Raw genomic sequence first — 17,957 nt, 5'->3', positions numbered from 1 at the left:
ACCCTCAGCCACTGGGGGTTACTCGGTGGCTGATTGACAGGTTGGTCGAGCTGTTTATTCAGCAATTGCCGGCGACTCTGGAAATCAAAGAGCGCTGGGCTGAACAAGCGTAACTGCGAAACAGGCTGAAACCTTTGCCCCGTGTGCTGTCTGCTGCTGCGCTTGGTCATCCGGACACTGCGGACTATGGTTGTTGTTCTGCTCAACCCCATCAGGAAATCGCCATGTCTACGAAAACTCTATTGCCCCTGTTATGTGCTGGGATGATCGGTATGGCCGATGCGGCCATAGTGGTTAAGCCGGTGCCGTATGAAATTGACGGTGAAGCGTTCGAAGGCCTAGTGGTCTATGACGATGCGGTCACTACGCCGCGTCCGGGTCTGCTGATGGTGCCTAACTGGATGGGCGTTAGTGAAAACGCGGCAACCAAGGCCGCGCTGCTGGCTGGCGACAAATACGTCATATTCGTTGCTGACATGTACGGCAAAGCTATTCGTCCGACTAATGCCGATGAAGCCAAGGTAGCGGCCACGACGGTGCGCAGCGATAGGCCGCTGATGCGTAAGCGTGCGCAGGCGGCGGTTGATGTGCTCAAAGCGCAGGCTGGGCAGCTGCCATTGGATACCACGCGGTTAGGCGCTATTGGTTTCTGCTTTGGTGGCGGAACCGTACTGGAACTGGCCCGTTCTGGTGCGCAGCTGAAAGGCTTTGTGTCTTTCCACGGCAACTTGGATACGCCTGATCCGCGTGATGCACAAAACATCAAGGCGCCGGTGCTGGTGCTGCATGGCGCGGATGACCCGGCGGTGCCGCAGGAGCAGGTCGATGGCTTTATTGCGGAAATGAAAGCGACGAAAGCCGATTGGCAATTGGTCAGCTACGGCGGTGCGGTGCATTCCTTCACCAACCCGGAGGCCAATGTGCCGGGGCGCAATGAGTACCACCCGCTGGTGGCCGCTCGCGCGTTCAAGGCCATGGATAATCTGTTCGATGAAACCTTTGCCAAATAAACCGTGAACGGGAAGGCCAGGCGGCCTTCCCGCATCCTTGCTTAGAACCTGTTTCGAGTCTCGCCAGCTAGATCGAGACAAGGCGCTACGTAGTAACAGCATCTGGCTGGTCAAAGCGCCGAGGAAGCGGACTGGGCTCGCACACGAGTTTACGAGCTGTAAATGAGCATTACTCGTTTCACTCGCCCTGCGGGCCGCGCTAAAGCGCGTTAGCCGCAAGCGGCTTGCCGGGGCCATTTGTAACGCCGTATCGCCGACGCGCAGCAGACTCGATATAGGTTCTACATGCCTGGCAGTACGGCGATATCAATGATATTGCCCGGCAGGTCGGCAACATCGCCTAGCGTCATTGGCTTACCGCTGGCCAGGTCCACGGTATGCAGCGTGGTGCCGGTCAGCAGGTAGGCGGTGTTGCCGCCTTTGCCGTCGCTGGCGATGTCCATCGCAGCGTTTTTCAAACCATCGGCGACCATGCCAACCACTTGCTGAACCCCATCGTTTGGCGGGTTTTGCAGCATCAGGCTGCTGCTGGCCAGGTCGACGTTGTACAGCGACGTCGCCTGGGTGCCGGCATAGGAGTTGGTGTAGGCCCCAGCCACCACTTGTGCACTTTTGCCTGCATAGGCGCCGTCAGCGGCGTAGGCCACTGAACCATCGACCGTTACTTCACCGGTGTCGACATTGACGCGGAAGTTGGTGCCGTCGGCGGCCAGCATGCGCATTTTGTCAGCCACCGGATTGAAGTCGATGACCGCCTGGCCGCTGCCTGGTAGCTGCTTGTTCAGGCTGGCGACCTTGCTGGCTGCGCCAGTGGTCAGGTCCAGGGTGTAGAGCTGATTGTCACCGCCTAGCGCATAGAGCATGCCGTTGGCCGGGCGCACATCGATGCCGCGCAGTGGGCTTGGGCTGCTGGCAGGCATGGTCGCGATGACTTTGTGGCTAGCGCTGTCAATCTTGAACAGCTGGCCGTCGGCGCCCAGGGCCAGTAGGGTCGCTGCGCTGGCAGTGCCAGCGGCGAGGCTGAGGGTGGCAGTGGTAACGGCAGCGGTCAGCAGGGTATTGAGGCTGTTCATATGCGTTCTCTCATCTGTGGTTATCCAGCATCGATGCAAGGCCGAACATTGCCTGCCTTGCAGGTGCCTCGATGAAACACCTGATAGCTATACCCACGAGAGAACGTCTGGATGTCGTCGCCTGAAAATAAATTCAGTTTTTGCAAACAACCTCAGTTGATCGATGCCATCACCGCACGACCGATATACAGCACCTTACCGGTTGGCCGGTCCTTGGGCGAGCCGCCGGCCGGTTCCAAGGTCAGTTCGAACAGCTGGCCGGGTTGTACCGCGCCAATCTGTTCGGCAGACAGTTGCAGCGGTTTACCCGGTTCGACCAAGCCTAGGGAGCGCGGGCCGATGGCTGGGTCGATGAGGGTCCAGAACTGCACGGAACGATCGGTCGGGATCTGATCTTCCAGCAGCGGTTGCAGGCGCAGGCTGCCACTGCCATCCACATGCACTACCCAACCTGGTTTAGCCGCTTCACCTGGGGCTTGCAGGACTACGGTGTAGCTGTTGGCGGCAGTATCCGTGCGCCATAGATCAGGCAGCACGGCGATGATCAGGGCGAAGGCCAGGGCGGCGCTGGTGAGGCGCCAGGTGGTCAGGCTCTGCCACCAGGCCAGCCAGCTGTTGACGCGGCTGACGGCTGGCGTCAGGCCGAGGCTGTTCTGCAGGCGTTGCCACAATTGCGCTGAGGGTGTCTGTGGGGGCAATTGGTCGCTCAGCTCAAGAAAGTGCTGCTGCCACTGCAGGGCCATTTGCGCGGCTTCGGCATCGTGCTCAATCAGCTCGTGCACCTCAGCGGCTTCGGCCTCATCGAGCAGGCCCAAGACGTATTCGCCGATCAATGCGCGGCGTTCGGCAGGTTGCTGCGTAATCATGCGTGCAAACACTCCTGCAGCGCGCGCAAACCGGCGCGGATACGGCCTTTGATAGTGCCCAGCGGGGTGGTCAGGCGGTTGGCGATTTGTTCATGGGTCAGGCCGCGATAGAAGGCCAGCAGGATCGGGTGACGGCGATTGCGTTCGATGTTCTGCAGGCAGCGACGAAGCTCTCGATGTTCGCCTTGTTGTTCCAGCAGTTCGGCGGCCTGCGGGCTGTCATCGGCGGCGCGTTCGATAAAGTCGTCATCCAGTTCCACCGTGCGACCCCGGCTGCGTAGCTGGTTCAGCGCGCGGTAGCGCAGGATGCTGTAGATCCACGCACGACCGCTGCCAAGTGCCCGCTGAAAACGCTGGGCGTTGCGCCAGATCTGCACAAAGGCATCGTGCACACAGTCTTCGGCTTGATCACGACGGCCGAGCAAGGTGATGGCCAACCCGAGCATCTGCGCGGCCTCCTGTTGGTAGAGCGCCTGGAATGCGCGGTCGTCCTGCCGAGCACAGGCTTCCAGATGGCTTTCGTAATCAAACAGCGGCTGCGCCATGCACCGGGTTCCTGAGTGTGTGAGCGTGCCAAGGGTTATACCCGAGTGCGACCTGTTTGGATGTCGCGCGAGTGCAACAAATGTTCTCTGTCAGCTTGCAGCCGGCGGTGCGATAGCTGTAACTCGGTTCGCGAGTTGCCAGTTGGAGGACAAACCGGGATGAACTTGCGCTTAATACGTGGAGTCTATGTGCTCAGTCTGTCAGGAGGACGCCCACTTGCATGCCCTACGAATCAGTTTTGCCTTAATCCTGGGCCTTACCGCTCAGTTTGCCCAGGCTCGCGAGTATCGTTACAGCGATGCGCACCTGCACTACGTCGATTTCTTTCAAGAAAGCGCCGGCATGACCGAGCTATTTGAGCAAATGGCCGCTGGTAACATTGAGCATGTGATGCTCTCGGGCATTCCAGTGGCGAAGAAGTGGCATGAGGACGAGCCTAAGCGCCCGCGTTACTACGCCGGCGATGATGCCGACGCCTATTGGTACAGCGCCACCGATGTGCTGGTGGCGCATGCATACAAACAAGTGCCCGCCGAACAGCGTACGCGCCTGCACCCATTTCTCTCGGGCTTCAACCCGAATGACAAGAATGCCGACGCTCATATACGCCGCATGCTCGAACTCGATCCAGGGCTGTGGCAGGGTATTGGTGAGGTATTTACCCGGCATGATGACCTCACGGCGCTGATTAATGGCGATACCCCACGGGCCAATAACGAGGCCCTGGCGCGGGTTTTCCATCTGGCGGCCGAGTACGACCTGCCGGTGATGTTGCATTCCAATATCACCTCCAAGCGTGAGCGTAATCCGTTGTACCTGCAGGAGATCGAAGACCCGCTGCGCAACCATCCGCATGTGCGGTTTATATGGGCGCATGCCGGCACCAGCATGGAGATTCATCGACATCAGGAAAAGCTGGATTTCCTTCTGCCGACTCTTCAGCGAATGCTCAAGCAGTACCCCAATCTGTATATCGACCTGTCTTGGACCATGCTCCAGCCCTACCTGCTGGACGCCGAGGGTAAGCCTGATCCGGCTTGGGTGAAATTGGTCAGCAGTTACCCGGCGCGCTTTATGTTGGGTTCTGACGTGGTTGGCCGTTTTAATGGCCTGGCTGAAAATATGACGGGTTTTAAGCCGTTTCTCGACGCCTTGCCCGAGGATGTCGCCCAGCAGGTGGCGCGCGATAACTTCCTGGCCGTGCTGCCACGCAAGGTGCAGGCCGAGCTGGCAGAGTAAGCCTGTCATCGCGCTGTCACATCGGTGTCATAGGCTCGCGCTCATCTAAAAAGGAGCGCGACATGCACTACACCCGTTTCAGCGGCCTGGCCGCACTTGCCCTGATCAGCAACCTGGCTCATGCCGAAGTCCATGTTGAGGGTCCGGTCGAATATGGTGTGTTCGTCAGCGATTATCAGGACTTCCAGGCGGGCGAGCGGGTGCTGGCCCGTAGCAACCAGCAGATCGAAACCGCTGAGCTGATCCCCGCCAAGCTTGGCAGCAAATTCGGTCTGCGCTACAGCCTGGCGGGTAAGCAGGCCAATGACTCGCCGCTGACCCTGCTTTATCTCACCCCAGGCGTTGTCACCCCGGATGGCAAGCGGCATGACAAATTTGTCGTGACGCAAAAGCTGGTGCCCGCTGCGCCGCAGGATGTCATGGCCTTCGAATTCACCGAGGCGCATGAAGTGGTGCCGGGTGAATGGCACTTTATGGTGTTTCAGGATGACCGCATGTTAGTGGAGCAGCGCTTTATTGTGCGTTAATTGACCTAGAGCAATGAATGTAAACCCGGGTTATGCTCGGGTTTTTTATTTTCAGGCCTAAAGTAAAGCGCGCGTAAGCCGTTAGTATGTTGAGTAACATTTTGCGTCAGGTTGTAAGGCGACTTTAACTATAAAGCCCTTGTGCGGCTGACATCACGACTATGCAGGACGGCCCTATGACTCTAAGAAACCTCAATATCGCGCCCAGAGCATCACTTGGCTTCGGCTTGTTAGCCTTGCTGGTGTTACTGCTTGGCAGCTTTTCACTATTGCAGATGGCTGAGATCAATAAAAAGTCAGAGGAAATTAACGGTAACTGGTTGCCGAGCATTCTCAGTCTGGGTGAGATTAACCAGGATATTTTGCGTATTCGTGCACTGACCCTACGCTCGATGCTTAATCACGACGACGGCATGACCCAGCAAAACCTCGCAAGTATTAATGAGCTCGTGGGTAAATTGAACGTTGCTCAGGACAGTTATGAGCGGCTGATTGCTAGCAGTGAAGAAAAAGCTATATTCGATCGTTTCAAACAAGCCCAAGGCGGCTACTTCCAAGAGCAGCGTAAGATTTTGGAGGCGCTGCGTCAGAACGATCTCGACGCTGCCTTGGCGGTGGCTAGTGGCTCACTTAATGCGCATGCTGACGGTATGGCCAAGGCCCTGAGTGATTTGTCCGTGCTCAATCGAACAAGCGCTACCGCGGCTGCCGACAGTGCCGCCGAAGTGTTCGCAAGTGCCCAATTCTGGGTCGTTGCGATGATTGTGTTGGCGCTTTTGCTTACCGTGGTTCTGGCACTGCTGCTGACCCGCAGCATCGTCGCGCCGCTGATCGAAGCCGTGAAGGTTGCCGAAGTGGTGGCCAGTGGCAATCTAACGCAGTCCATCAATGTATTGGGTACGGATGAGCCGGCGCGCTTGCTGGGGGCGCTGAAAAGCATGCAGCAAAGCCTGCGTAGCACCATTCAGAATATTTCTGACTCGTCCAACCAGCTGGCTTCAGCCTCAGAAGAGCTTAATGCGGTCACTGAGGATTCAACTCGCGGCTTGCTGCAGCAGAATAATGAAATCGAACAGGCCGCGACGGCCGTTAATGAGATGACCAGCGCTGTCGAGGAAGTGGCGCGCAATGCGGTCAGTACCTCCGAAGCGTCCAGCGAGTCCAACCGGACGGCGCTTCATGGGCGCGAGCAGGTGCGTCAAACTGTTGATTCGATCAGCTCTCTAGCGGATGACGTTACCCATACTGCATCCGAAGTCGAGCAACTGGCTGGTCAGGTACGTGATATCAGCAAGGTCTTGGATGTGATCCGTTCGATTGCCGATCAGACCAATCTGCTGGCGCTGAACGCAGCTATTGAAGCAGCTCGGGCGGGTGATGCGGGTCGCGGCTTTGCTGTGGTAGCGGACGAGGTACGCGCCTTGGCTCATCGTACTCAGCAGTCGACAAGTGAAATCGAGCAGATGATCAGCGGCATTCAGCAGGGCACCGATAAGGCTGTTAATGCCATGCAGAATAGCAACACGCGAGCCCGCTCGACGTTGGACGTGGCTAAGGCTGCGGGGCAGGCTCTGGAAGAAATTACCGCGGCCATCTCACACATTAACGAACGTAATCTGGTGATTGCCAGTGCTTCTGAGGAGCAGGCCCAGGTGGCCCGCGAAGTGGACCGGAACTTGGTGAATATCCGCGACTTGTCGATGCAGTCGTCGGCAGGCGCCAATCAGACGACAGCTGCCAGTCAGGAGTTGTCACGCCTGGCAGTGGACCTAAATACATTAGTGTCGCGTTTCTCTATCTGATACGGGTTGCGCCGGCTGTAACAAGAGTTATACCTGAGCCGGTTGTTGTCGGCGCTCAGCTTTACGGCGTTGCAGGGCACGCGAGAGAACCAACAAAAAAGGCCACTCCAAGGAGTGGCCTTTTTCATGGTGCAAACAACAGGTGTTGGCTTATTTGCCAGCCCAGCGCTTGAGTACCAGTGTCGCGTTGGTGCCACCGAAGCCGAAGCTGTTGCTCATCACGGTATCGAGCTTGGCGTTCTCAACGGTGCTGCGCTGAATCGGCAGGTCGGCGATTTCCGGGTCGACTTCGTCGATGTTGACCGAGCCGGCGATGAAGTTGCCTTCCATCATCAGCATGCAGTAGATCGCTTCCTGCACGCCGGCGGCGCCCAAGGAGTGACCGGACAGGCTCTTGGTCGAGCTGATGGCGGGGGCCTTGGCACCGAACACTTCACGTACCGCGCGACTTTCCGCAACGTCGCCAACTGGCGTCGAGGTGCCGTGGGTATTCAGGTAGTCGATAGGCGTATCTACAGTGGCCAGCGCTTGCTGCATGCAGCGCACAGCGCCTTCGCCGCTCGGCGCGACCATGTCGTAGCCATCGGACGTTGCGCCGTAACCGATGATTTCCGCATAGATTTTCGCGCCACGCTTGAGGGCGTGTTCGAGCTCTTCGACTACCACCATGCCGCCACCACCGGCGATGACGAAGCCGTCACGCTTGGCGTCATAGGCGCGCGAGGCCTTTTCCGGGGTGTCGTTGTATTGGGTGGAGAGGGCGCCCATGGCATCGAACAGGAAACTCTGGCTCCAGTGCTCTTCTTCACCGCCGCCGGCAAAGACGATGTCTTGCTTGCCCAACTGGATCTGCTCCATGGCATTGCCGATGCAATGCGCGCTGGTGGCGCAGGCCGAGGAGATCGAGTAATTGACGCCTTTGATCTTGAACGGCGTGGCCAGACAGGCGGACACGGTGCTGCCCATGGTGCGGGGTACGCGGTAGGGGCCGACACGCTTGACGCCTTTCTCGCGCAGGATGTCCATGGCCTCCATCTGATTGAAGGTCGACGCGCCGCCGGAACCTGCAATCAAGCCCACACGTGGGTTAGAGATGTCTTCTGCGCTGAGCCCGGCATCCGCGATGGCTTGCTGCATAGACAGGTAGGCAAAGGCGGCGGCATCACCCATAAAGCGATAGACCTTACGGTCGATCAGCTCTTCGAGATTAAGGTCAACCGAGCCCGATACGTGGCTACGCAGGCCCATTTCGGCATAAGCAGGGTTGAAGCGGATACCTGACTTGCCCGCACGCAGGCTGTCAGAGACGGTGGCTTTGTCATTGCCTAGGCAGGAAACGATGCCGAGGCCGGTAATTACGACGCGACGCATGCAGAGAGTCCTTTAGAAATTGTCGGTGGAGGTGAACAGGCCAACACGTAAGCCTTCAGCGCTGTATATCTCGCGGCCATCAACGCTGACGGTACCGTCGGCAATAGCCAGGACCAGGGAGCGGGCAATGGTGCGTTTGATATGGATGTTGTAGGTGACTTTCTTGGCGGTTGGCAGCACCTGGCCGAAGAATTTCACATCGCCTGAGCCAAGAGCGCGACCGCGGCCGGGCTGGCCTTGCCAGCCGAGGTGGAAACCCACCAGTTGCCACATGGCGTCAAGACCGAGGCAGCCAGGCATCACCGGATCGCCTTCGAAATGGCAGGCGAAGAACCACAGGTCTGGAGTGATATCGAGCTCGGCGACTATTTCGCCCTTGCCATACTTGCCGCCGGTGTCGCTGATATGGGTGATGCGATCGATCATCAGCATGTTCGGCGCGGGCAGTTGCGCATTACCTGGGCCGAACAGTTCGCCACGGCTGCAGCGCAACAGGTCTTCCCGGGTGAAGGCGTTTTGTTTGGTCATGCGAGCTCCTCAATATGTCCCATGCGCCAAGGCTGGGCGAATCGTCCTGGCTGGCGGCGCAGTTTGCTGCGCCTGCCAATAACCTAGTCATAGACTGTTGCGTTGTAGTGAAAGTCACAGCCTTGTGAGTACAGTTGTACTCCGCTCTTGTTGGCCTGTCATAACGGCTACATACGTTAGCCTGCAGCACTTCGATCTTCTTGACTACCCGTCGAAGGTCGAGAAGGTAACCAGCGCTGCAGTATTCGCTGCAAATCCGCCCGTTTGAACGGCTTTGCCAGGTAGTCATTCATACCGCACTCCAAGCAGGCTTCGCGGTCACCCTGCAGGGCGTTGGCGGTCAGGGCAATAATCGGTATGTCAGCGCAACCTGGCAGCTGGCGGATCCGTCGCGTGGCTTCGTAACCATCGATAACCGGCAGTCGGCAATCCATCAAAATCGCCGCATAACGCTGTCGGCTGACCTGATGTACGGCCTGTACGCCGTCTGCGATCAGGCTGACCTGGTAACCCAGGCTGCGCAGCATGGCTTCAATCACGGTCTGGTTGACCGGGTTATCTTCGACTAACAGCACTGACTGACCGCTGCCTTGGTCTGACGATTGCTGGATATCGCTGGCCGTAAGGACGATTTGCTGAGTAAACGGCAGGGGTATTTCTAGGGTAAATACCGAGCCATGACCTTCCTCGCTGGCGGCTCGCAACGTGCCGCCCATACGCTCTACTAGCGTGCGCGCGATAGGTAAGCCCAGACCAGTACCTCCGTAACGTCTTGAAATAGAAGAGTCGGCCTGCTGGAAGGCGTCGAACATGCGCTCCAGACGCTCGGGGGAGATACCAATACCACTGTCCTGCACCGCGCAACTGAGCCACAGCACCTGGTTATCCAAAGCTTGCCAGGTGCAGTGCACACGGATGCTGCCGGTTTCAGTAAATTTCAGCGCATTACCGATTAGGTTGACCAAGATTTGCCGGATACGTGTCGGGTCGCCTTGGACCTGCAGCTGCTCCAGGCCGGCCTGAGCATCCAGTTGCAGTTGCAGACCGCGCTGCTGGGCGCTGTGCTGGAATACTTGAATTGAGCTTTGTAGCAGCACCTGCAGGTTAAAGGGGATGTGCTCCAGCTCTAATGCGCCACGCTCGATGCGGGAGAAATCGAGGATATCGTTGATGACTTTAAGCAGGTGTTCGGTGGACTCGGTGGCCATGGCCGCATACTCCGCCTGCTCCTGGGTCATTTCGGTGGTTTCCAAGAGCTGCAACATACCCAGTACACCGTTCATTGGAGTGCGCAGTTCATGGCTCATCATGGCCAGGAAGTCAGACTTGGCACGGTTAGCCAGTTCTGATTGTTCGCGTGCCTGGATCAGCAATGTCATGGCCCGCTGCTGTTCTTCACTGGCATTGGCAAGGCCGTGGGCAAGGCTGTTGATGTGCCGCGCCAGGGCCTGCAGTTCGCCTTCGCCGACCTCTGGCAGGGTCGTTTGGTAATTGCCAGTTTGAATCGCTCTGACGGCTTCGCCCATGGCGCTAAGGGGTTGCGACAGGTGGCGGGCAAGGCGACGGGCAAGAATAAAGGTCAACGCCAAGGCAAACAGGGCGAGCAGGGCGGCCTTGAGGAGAATTTCCTGCTGACGGGTGTTGAACGCGTCGTTTGCGATGCCAACCACCACACGGCCCAGGTAGTCATCGGATAGGGGGGCAAGATTGGCGTTATCACTGTGCATAAAGTCTGCGTTGAGGGTGACTTTCTGCAGCAGGATCGGTGCCTCGAATACGCTGATCTCGGTACGGCTAAGGGCATCAATGTTGGGCTGCTCGACGTAAATAAGGATGCGATTGTCGCGATCGCGTACTTCGAGAAAACGCACATGCGGGGTCTGCAATGTCACCCCGAGTAGCGATTTGAGCACCGTCAGGTTTCCAGAAATAACCCCGTACTCAGTGGCTGGAGCCAGTTGGCTGGCGATCAGTTGGCCCGTTTGCTTGAGCTCTTGCTGCAGTTCCTGAATACGCGTGAAGGTAAAGAACCCTGTCAGCAGCAGGGTTAACAGCAATGCTGGCCCCACGCTGATTAGCTGCGTGCGGGTATGGATATTCCAGTGGCGTGGCAGCTTCATGGGTGTTCTCCTTCAGCGAGCTTCTGCGCCAGTGATTCGTTGCTGGGCAATTTAATTGCCAGTGAGCGCGCGACCTGGGGGTTGCTAGTGACCTTAAAGTGACTGGGATAGCCGCTCTGCGGCCAACTGGCTGGAGGCTGATCGAGGCGTTCCTCTAGGCTGTCCAGCCAGTCACTTTGGTCGCTGTAAATACTTGCTAAGCTGCCCGCTTGGACGAAGCTGGCGCTGGGGCCAATTACCGGGCGCTGATGCGTGTAGCTGGTGAGCAATAGGTTTTTTACTGTGTGTGAGTTAAACAACTCAACGTTGTTCATACCCAGCAGCAAGTCGCTGTGTGCCAGCAGGTAAAGCAGCGGGCGGCCGTCGCGCGTATCACTCCAGCGCCGGGTTACGAGCGTCATGCCTTGAGCCCTGGCGGCCTGGCGGTATTCATCCAAGAGGAAGGCGCTGTTGGCGTCATACAACAGCCCGACCCGTTTCGCAGCGGGCAGCAGTAAGCGCGCCAAGCGCATCTGGCGCTGCGGTGAAGGGTCGCTCCAGAGCAGGCTGAGCTGAGCGGGTAGGGGGGCGGGTAGGCTATTGGCTTGTAGGCGACTGATGCGTAGGGCCAGGGTAGGCGGGCCTGCAGGATCGGCTAGGCGCCAATCCAGTGATGGTCTATCGAGCAATACCAGGCGACTCGTATCAGGTAACTGCGCGGGCTCTGGCAGATCCTTTAAAGCTACAAACCTGATCAGGTCGTCCGGTCTGCGCTGTTTCAGCTCGTTGACGAATGCCTGAATTGCAGGGTTGTCCGTGCTGCTGCTGAAGATGATTTCAGCTGTCCAGGCGGGCAGTGCAATCAGGAGGCAGCAGCAGAACAATAGTAGGCGGCTCATCCATTGGCCTCAGTAGTGATCCTTGAGCGCTCGGGCATCTAAAATTCTAGCTGCGCACTGACATACACCAAGCGGCGCTCGTCGTACAAATTCTCACGCCATGTCAGTGCTTCGTCATCAAGGCGCTGTTGCATCATTAGCGCCAGCTCCAGATCGCTTTTGCCTAGGTTAAAGCGCTTGGCAATACGCAAATCGGCCCGTTCGAAACGGCGCTCATTGAGTAGGTCCGCACCATAATAGAAGAGACTACTCGACCAGCCGCCGCCCCATTCATGTAGCCAGCCTGCAGAACCACTGTAGCGTGCGGTTAGGCGTCGGTAGGATTTCTCCGAGGTCTCGTAATCAACATAGGCATAGGTCAGGCGCAGGCGATCTGAAGTGGTGAACGTCCAGTCGATTTCGGTTTCCGCCCCGCGCAGCCACATATAGTTGTCATTGTTTTGGCTGAACTCCTTGATCTTCAGGGGCTCAGCGATCATCTGGTGAATTTCGTCGTTGAACAGTTTGATGTCGATCTGTAGGCCAAAGTCGAACTGGCCGTTATAGCCAATTTCTCGCGAGCGCATGATTTCTTGCTGTAGGTCGCCAGGGCCTTGTGCAGTCGCGTAGTAATACGCTGAGTTTCTGCCGTTAACGGGTTGGGACAGGTTCTCCAAGCGGTAAGTCCAGTCGACGTTATTTTCCTGCATGTCCGGTGAGCGGACCGCTTCGGAATAGACAAAACGTAGACCGTGGCGCGGGGTAATCAGATAGTTAAGGGCGATTCGTGAGGTCAGCGAGCTGCCGCTCAGGGTGTCGTCCTCGTGCATAGCCCCGCCCTGCAGGACGAAATGTTCGCTGAGGTGCCATTCCAAGTGCCCAAACAGGCGCCAGATCTCATTATTCAGACTGCCTTGAAAATAGCTCTGTGAGTCGCTGCTGTCCTTACGGTAGCTCAGGCCGCTGAGTAAGCGCAGGTCATCGCTCAGGCTGAGGGTGTCCTGCAGTTCGAAGTCATAACGGGTTTCGTTGATGTTGTTGTTGATGTCACCACACACTGGCGCCTGCAGTGCTCCACCGTTTTTGTAAAAATTATTACCGATGGTGAACGCCAGTGGCCCTGCGGATGCGGGTATTTGTTTCCCATCCCGAAGTAACCGAGCGACTGTATCGAGCAGATCCGGATTTAGCTTTTGCAGCGCCGCTACTTCTGGGGTGAAGGACAGCTCCAGATCGCAGGTGCGCCATTCCTGGGTACGCTCCCAGCGCTGAGCATAGGCTTGTAGCTGCAGGTTGTGCGTGCTGCTGGTGTCCAGGCTCCAGCGTACCGAGCCGGAAAAGTCGCGTGCGTTGATGTCCTTATTGCTATCGCCCTTGGGCACTATGCCTTTGACCAACGCCTCTTCATCGGAATAGAAGTTTTTTTGGTTGCTGCCTTCTTTGGCGGACAGTTGCCAGTCGAGAACCTGACTAGCGTCCAGTGCATGGGTAGCGCTGAGCTGCATACGCGTACTACGGCGACTGTCGCGGTATCGCTCATCTTCGTCGGTGTGGTCAAAACCGCTGTCTTGTTGACCGGACAACGACAGGCGAAAGTCACCGTTACCGCTGCTGAACCCCTGACTGCCATACCAATCATCAATACCGCGCTGGCCGTGGATGTATTTCAGGCGGGTGCCGTGGCTATTGGCGGGGTTGCGTGTGGTGATGCTGATGACCCCAGTCAGGGCATTGGCACCGTAGCTGACGGTGTTGGGGCCGCGAAAGACTTCGATTCGCTCGATATCCTCCATGGCCAGCGGCAGGTCGGTCCAGTCAACGGTGGCCAGGCCTGGTCGATACACCGAGCGCCCATCAATCAGCACCTGCATGCGCCGGGCTGTGCCTACTTGGCCGCCGTGGTAGTTGACCGTCATTTCGTTGCCTTTGACATAGCCGACCATCATGCCTGGCACTAAGCGCATCAACTCTGGAATGTCGCGAGCACCACTGGCGTCGATCAGCGCGCGGTCAATCACTGAAACACTCCCCGGTACCGCCGCAGGTGACTGCTTCAGACGGGTCGCACTGAGAATTTCAGGTAGCGCTTGGCCCTGCTCGAACAGGTCTTCGGCTACGACCAGTGTGGGGGCCAGCAAGGACAATACGCCAATCAGTGACGCCAGGGAGTGAGTGTTAGCCACGCAAAACGCTCGGATGGTATTCAAAGGCCAGCATGTTAACCGAGGCACCAGGCTTTTGCAGTGGTCTCGGCCAAGGGCTTAAATTGGTCGCGCGCGCTCAGCACCGTATAATGCGTTTAATTTGACCCTTTCAATGGTTCACCACGGATGCGTTATGACTGATCAGCAACCCATCGCAGTGCTTGGCGGCGGTAGCTTCGGCACTGCAATTGCTAATTTGCTGGCGGAAAACGGCCAGCACGTTCTGCACTGGATGCGCGACCCACAGCAAGCTGAGTCAATTCGGCTGAACCGGGAAAACCCGCGTTATCTCAAAGGCATCAAAATCCACCTGGGCGTAGAGCCGGTGACCGATCTCGCCGGGGCGTTGAGCGCCTGTCAGATGGTGTTCGTGGCATTGCCCTCGAGCGCCCTGCGTCAGGTCTTACAGCCAGTGGCCCAGCAGCTTGCCGGTAAGTTATTGGTGAGCACCACCAAGGGTATCGAGGCGCAAAGCTTTCTGTTGATGAGCCAAATTCTCGAAGACATTGCCCCGCAGGCGCGGATCGGCGTGCTTTCTGGGCCGAACCTGGCGCGTGAAGTGGCTGAGCATGCGCTCACCGCTTCGGTGGTCGCCAGTGAGGATGAAGACCTCTGCCAGCAAGTGCAGGCGGCGCTGCATGGCCGCACCTTTCGTGTCTACGCCAGCGGCGACCGTTTTGGTGTCGAACTGGGCGGTGCACTGAAGAACGTCTACGCCATCATTGCCGGCATGGCTGCCGCCATGGGCATGGGCGAAAACACCAAGAGCATGCTGATTACTCGCGCCTTAGCTGAGATGACCCGCTTTGCCGTCAAACTGGGCGCTAACCCTATGACCTTCCTCGGCCTGGCCGGAGTGGGCGACCTGATTGTGACCTGCTCCTCGGCGAAAAGCCGTAACTACCAGGTTGGTTTTGCCTTGGGTGAAGGCTTGAGCCTGGAGGATGCGGTTGAGCGCTTGGGCGAAGTGGCGGAAGGCGTTCACACGATTAAAGTATTAAAAGCCAAAGCCGAGGAGTTGGATGTCTACATGCCGCTAGTGGCTGGCTTACATGCGATTGTGTTTGAGGGGCGGACGTTGGATCAGGTGATTGGTGCACTGATGAATGCAGAGCCGAAAACTGATGTCGATTTTATCCCCACCACTGGTTTCTGAATTTCACCTTTAAAACCTGCAAGGAGATGAGCATGAGTGATGGCAATCAGGAGCTGCAGCGCGAGTCGATTCTGCTGCGCATCCTCTGGATGGTGATTTTCACCATCGTCTGGCAACTGGCGGAAATACTTTTGGGATTAGTGGTGCTGCTGCAGTTGGGCTATCGCCTGTTCTACGGTGCACCAAATGCCGGCCTGCTCGGTTTTGGCGACAGCTTGAGCCAGTACCTGACGCAGATCGGTCGGTTTGGCACCTTTAATAGCGATGAAAAACCCTGGCCGTTTGCTGATTGGCCGACGCCGCAAGCACCACAAGGCGAAACCCCGCACAGCATTCCACCGGCTGCTCACCCGGTACGTGATGAAGAACCTAAGTTGTGAAGAATCTGACTGTGGGGGCTGAGCGATGAAGTTATGGCTGTTGCGTCACGGTGAGGCTGAGTCAGCTGCGCGTACTGATGCCGAGCGCAACTTGACTGCCTATGGCCGGCAGCAGGTGCGCGAGGCGGCTGCGCAGTTGCAAGGCCGGCCGTTGCAAGCGGTACTGGTTAGCCCTTTTGTCCGGGCTCAGCAAACCGCGGATTTGCTCTGCGAGGTGCTGGCTTTTAGCGGTGCGCGGGAAACTGTGGCCTGGCTGACGCCGGAAAGTGATGTGCGTCAGGCCATGCGTAAGCTTGATGGCTACCCATTCAAGGAGCTGTTGTTGGTGACCCATCAACCGTTGGTTGGTGCCTTGGCCGGGCTGCTAATACATGGTCATCGCCAGCAACCATTAGCCATGAATACCGCTAGCCTGGCCTTGCTTGAGGGGGATGCACTTGTCGCTGGGCTAATGGCGCTGTCTGTTCATCAACACCCCGCGTAGCTCTGGCGCGACACTACACACCGAAACATTTCTCCTCTTGCGGGTCGTCTTTGTGCGTGGAATAGTCCAACCAAGCAATTGCTTGGTTGGCTCCACAAAAATAACAAAGGAGGAAGCCCTGTGACAGACGCAATCCGTTTGCCGCTTGAGATGTTTTATGAGCGTGAGGCTCGTCACCCGAATAAACGCTACATGGTGCAACCGCTGCCCGGCGGTCAGCTGCAAGAGCTTAGCTGGGCTGATGTCGGTGAGCAGGCGCGCCGTGCGGCCAGCTGGCTGCGTAGTCGCGAGCTGCCGCAGGACAGCCGGATTGCGATTATTTCCAAGAACTGCGCGCACTGGATTATCAGTGATCTGGCGATCTGGATGGCCGGCCACGTTTCCGTGCCGCTCTATCCGAATCTTACCGCCGAGTCGGTCGGCCAAGTGTTGCGCCATTCTGAGGCGGCGCTGGTGTTTGTGGGTAAGCTGGACGACTGGCCAGGCATGGCCCCAGGTGTACCGGATGATATTCCGACTATCGGTCTGCCACTGCGCCCACAGGGCGAGTTCAGCTTTACCTGGGCTGACTTGCAGGCTTGCGCGCCGATTCAGGACAGTCCTAGGGTGCCAGCCGATCAGCTCGCCACCATCATCTACACCTCGGGTACCACCGGCACCCCGAAAGGGGTGATGCACCACTTTAGCAACTTCGGCTTCGCCGCCAGTCACGCCACCGAGCTGTTCGGTGTAGGCGAAAATGACCGGGTGCTGTCATACCTGCCGCTGTGTCACGTGGCCGAGCGCATGTTTGTCGAACTGGCATCGATTTATTCGGGGCAGACGATCTTCTTCGCCGAGAGCCTGGACACCTTCCTTGAGGACCTGAAACGCGCCCGTCCCACAGTGATATTCGGCGTGCCGCGGATCTGGACCAAGTTCCAGATGGGCGTCTACAGCAAGATGCCGGCTGAGAAACTTAATCGCCTGCTTAAGCTGCCCATCATCGGCCGCATCGTCGGCAAGAAGGTACTGGTCGGTCTGGGCCTGGATGCCGTGCGCTACGCCTTGTCGGGTGCGGCGCCAGTACCGGAGGCCTTGCTCAACTGGTACAAGCGCCTGGGCCTTGATGTACTAGAGGTGTACGGCATGACCGAGAACTGCGGGTACTCGCATGTCTGTCGGCCGGGTAAATTCCAGCAGGGCTGGATCGGTCAGAACAGCCCGGGCGTTGAAGTACGGGTTGCCGACGATGGTGAGGTGCAGGTGCGCAGCGGTGCGACCATGCAGGGTTATTACAAAGATCCGGAAAAAACCGCAGAAACCATGACCGCCGACGGCTACCTGCGTACCGGCGATAAAGGTCAGCAGGATGCCCAGGGTAACCTGCGTCTAACCGGGCGAATTAAGGAAATCTTCAAAACCAGCAAAGGCAAGTACGTTGCGCCGGCACCGATTGAAAACCGCCTGGGCGAGCATTCGCGTATTGAGCAGGTGTGTGTGGTTGGCGATGGCATGGCTCAGCCGATGGCCTTGTGTGTGCTCTCCGATGTGGGGCGCAGCGAAGCGCTCAATAGCGGTCGAAGCGAGCTGGAAAGCAGCTTGAGAACCCTGCTGGAACACGTCAATCAGAGTCTCGATAAGCATGAGCGCCTGCAGCGCCTGGTGCTGGTGAAGGACGTCTGGGCGGTTGACAACGGCTTCCTCACCCCAACCCTTAAAATCAAACGTGCAGTTGTCGAAGGCACCTACGCTGAACGCTTTGGCGAGTGGGCCGAACGCAGCGAAACCGTGCTCTGGCACGAGTAAACAGAC

16 protein-coding genes are annotated in these 17,957 nt (G+C 57.7%); 8 read left to right on the top strand and 8 right to left on the bottom strand.

What is annotated here, in order from left to right; translation table 11 throughout:
- The first annotated feature begins 224 nt into the window (after window positions 1–224).
- Window positions 225–1,010 (top strand): dienelactone hydrolase family protein, encoded by a 786-nt coding sequence (locus BMZ32_RS11910; protein ID WP_090242269.1) that lies wholly within the window; start codon window positions 225–227, stop codon window positions 1,008–1,010.
- Between the two features lie 281 nt (window positions 1,011–1,291).
- Here BMZ32_RS11910 and BMZ32_RS11905 read toward each other — a convergent pair whose 3' ends face one another.
- The 3 genes from BMZ32_RS11905 to BMZ32_RS11895 form a co-directional block, all read right to left on the bottom strand.
- Window positions 1,292–2,083, bottom strand: coding sequence for a DUF4394 domain-containing protein (locus BMZ32_RS11905; protein WP_090242267.1), 792 nt, complete (start codon window positions 2,081–2,083; stop codon window positions 1,292–1,294).
- Between the two features lie 152 nt (window positions 2,084–2,235).
- A complete protein-coding gene (locus BMZ32_RS11900; protein WP_090242265.1) occupies window positions 2,236–2,949 on the bottom strand; it encodes an anti-sigma factor in 714 nt (237 codons plus the stop codon).
- Entirely contained in the window at window positions 2,946–3,494 is a 549-nt protein-coding gene (locus BMZ32_RS11895) for a sigma-70 family RNA polymerase sigma factor (RefSeq protein WP_090242263.1), read from the bottom strand. The genes BMZ32_RS11900 and BMZ32_RS11895 overlap by 4 nt, the downstream gene beginning before the upstream one ends.
- A 217-nt stretch (window positions 3,495–3,711) precedes the next feature.
- On the opposite strand from BMZ32_RS11895, the gene BMZ32_RS11890 reads away from it, so the two are divergent.
- From BMZ32_RS11890 to BMZ32_RS11880, 3 genes are all read left to right on the top strand, one after another.
- Window positions 3,712–4,734, top strand: a complete 1,023-nt coding sequence (locus tag BMZ32_RS11890) for an amidohydrolase family protein (RefSeq protein WP_244153961.1) — start codon at window positions 3,712–3,714, stop codon at window positions 4,732–4,734.
- Window positions 4,735–4,796: 62 nt separating this feature from the next.
- Entirely contained in the window at window positions 4,797–5,261 is a 465-nt protein-coding gene (locus BMZ32_RS11885; protein WP_090242259.1) for a DUF3859 domain-containing protein, read from the top strand.
- A 176-nt stretch (window positions 5,262–5,437) separates the two neighbouring features.
- Window positions 5,438–7,063 (top strand): methyl-accepting chemotaxis protein, encoded by a 1,626-nt coding sequence (locus BMZ32_RS11880; RefSeq protein ID WP_090242257.1) that lies wholly within the window; start codon window positions 5,438–5,440, stop codon window positions 7,061–7,063.
- Between the two features lie 150 nt (window positions 7,064–7,213).
- Here the strand turns inward: BMZ32_RS11880 and fabB are convergent, their stop codons facing one another.
- The 5 genes from fabB to BMZ32_RS11855 form a co-directional block, all read right to left on the bottom strand.
- The gene (gene fabB, locus BMZ32_RS11875) at window positions 7,214–8,434 is read right to left on the bottom strand and encodes a beta-ketoacyl-ACP synthase I (RefSeq protein ID WP_090242255.1); all 1,221 of its coding nucleotides are present in this window, start codon (window positions 8,432–8,434) and stop codon (window positions 7,214–7,216) included.
- Between the two features lie 12 nt (window positions 8,435–8,446).
- Complete coding sequence (gene fabA / locus BMZ32_RS11870; RefSeq protein ID WP_090242253.1) at window positions 8,447–8,962, bottom strand: 3-hydroxyacyl-[acyl-carrier-protein] dehydratase FabA; 516 nt, start codon at window positions 8,960–8,962, stop codon at window positions 8,447–8,449.
- A gap of 176 nt (window positions 8,963–9,138) precedes the next feature.
- The gene (locus BMZ32_RS11865; protein ID WP_090242252.1) at window positions 9,139–11,082 is read right to left on the bottom strand and encodes an ATP-binding protein; all 1,944 of its coding nucleotides are present in this window, start codon (window positions 11,080–11,082) and stop codon (window positions 9,139–9,141) included.
- Window positions 11,079–11,960, bottom strand: a complete 882-nt coding sequence (locus BMZ32_RS11860) for an ABC transporter substrate-binding protein (RefSeq protein WP_090242251.1) — start codon at window positions 11,958–11,960, stop codon at window positions 11,079–11,081. The genes BMZ32_RS11865 and BMZ32_RS11860 overlap by 4 nt, the downstream gene beginning before the upstream one ends.
- A gap of 38 nt (window positions 11,961–11,998) precedes the next feature.
- Window positions 11,999–14,122: a TonB-dependent receptor plug domain-containing protein gene (locus BMZ32_RS11855; protein WP_341862937.1), complete on the bottom strand. Its 2,124-nt coding sequence runs from the start codon at window positions 14,120–14,122 to the stop codon at window positions 11,999–12,001.
- Window positions 14,123–14,276: 154 nt separating this feature from the next.
- On the opposite strand from BMZ32_RS11855, the gene BMZ32_RS11850 reads away from it, so the two are divergent.
- The 4 genes from BMZ32_RS11850 to BMZ32_RS11835 all read left to right on the top strand — a co-directional run bounded on the left by BMZ32_RS11850 (window position 14,277) and on the right by BMZ32_RS11835 (window position 17,951).
- On the top strand, window positions 14,277–15,299 hold the full coding sequence (locus BMZ32_RS11850; RefSeq protein WP_090242249.1) for an NAD(P)H-dependent glycerol-3-phosphate dehydrogenase: 1,023 nt from the start codon (window positions 14,277–14,279) through the stop codon (window positions 15,297–15,299).
- Between the two features lie 32 nt (window positions 15,300–15,331).
- Entirely contained in the window at window positions 15,332–15,679 is a 348-nt protein-coding gene (locus BMZ32_RS11845) for a DUF4389 domain-containing protein (RefSeq protein ID WP_090242247.1), read from the top strand.
- 25 nt (window positions 15,680–15,704) lie between these two features.
- Entirely contained in the window at window positions 15,705–16,163 is a 459-nt protein-coding gene (sixA, locus tag BMZ32_RS11840; protein WP_090242245.1) for a phosphohistidine phosphatase SixA, read from the top strand.
- A 120-nt stretch (window positions 16,164–16,283) separates the two neighbouring features.
- Window positions 16,284–17,951 (top strand): AMP-binding protein, encoded by a 1,668-nt coding sequence (locus BMZ32_RS11835; protein ID WP_090242243.1) that lies wholly within the window; start codon window positions 16,284–16,286, stop codon window positions 17,949–17,951.
- Window positions 17,952–17,957 lie beyond the last annotated feature (6 nt).

The organism is Pseudomonas guineae (assembly GCF_900113745.1).
GTDB lineage: Bacteria > Pseudomonadota > Gammaproteobacteria > Pseudomonadales > Pseudomonadaceae > Aquipseudomonas > Aquipseudomonas guineae.
The sequence above is the reverse complement of the archived record's forward strand: the minus strand, read 5'-3'. Positions and strand labels throughout refer to the sequence as shown.

Bases quoted from the DNA above. Each gene is read 5' to 3' on its own strand.
- BMZ32_RS11910 (WP_090242269.1), top strand. From the start codon at position 225: ATGTCTACGAAAACTCTATTGCCCCTGTTATGTGCTGGGATGATCGGT.
- BMZ32_RS11905 (WP_090242267.1), bottom strand. From the start codon at position 2,083: ATGAACAGCCTCAATACCCTGCTGACCGCTGCCGTTACCACTGCCACC.
- BMZ32_RS11900 (WP_090242265.1), bottom strand. From the start codon at position 2,949: ATGATTACGCAGCAACCTGCCGAACGCCGCGCATTGATCGGCGAATAC.
- BMZ32_RS11895 (WP_090242263.1), bottom strand. From the start codon at position 3,494: ATGGCGCAGCCGCTGTTTGATTACGAAAGCCATCTGGAAGCCTGTGCT.
- BMZ32_RS11885 (WP_090242259.1), top strand. From the start codon at position 4,797: ATGCACTACACCCGTTTCAGCGGCCTGGCCGCACTTGCCCTGATCAGC.
- BMZ32_RS11880 (WP_090242257.1), top strand. From the start codon at position 5,438: ATGACTCTAAGAAACCTCAATATCGCGCCCAGAGCATCACTTGGCTTC.
- fabB (WP_090242255.1), bottom strand. From the start codon at position 8,434: ATGCGTCGCGTCGTAATTACCGGCCTCGGCATCGTTTCCTGCCTAGGC.
- fabA (WP_090242253.1), bottom strand. From the start codon at position 8,962: ATGACCAAACAAAACGCCTTCACCCGGGAAGACCTGTTGCGCTGCAGC.
- BMZ32_RS11865 (WP_090242252.1), bottom strand. From the start codon at position 11,082: ATGAAGCTGCCACGCCACTGGAATATCCATACCCGCACGCAGCTAATC.
- BMZ32_RS11860 (WP_090242251.1), bottom strand. From the start codon at position 11,960: ATGAGCCGCCTACTATTGTTCTGCTGCTGCCTCCTGATTGCACTGCCC.
- BMZ32_RS11850 (WP_090242249.1), top strand. From the start codon at position 14,277: ATGACTGATCAGCAACCCATCGCAGTGCTTGGCGGCGGTAGCTTCGGC.
- BMZ32_RS11845 (WP_090242247.1), top strand. From the start codon at position 15,332: ATGAGTGATGGCAATCAGGAGCTGCAGCGCGAGTCGATTCTGCTGCGC.
- sixA (WP_090242245.1), top strand. From the start codon at position 15,705: ATGAAGTTATGGCTGTTGCGTCACGGTGAGGCTGAGTCAGCTGCGCGT.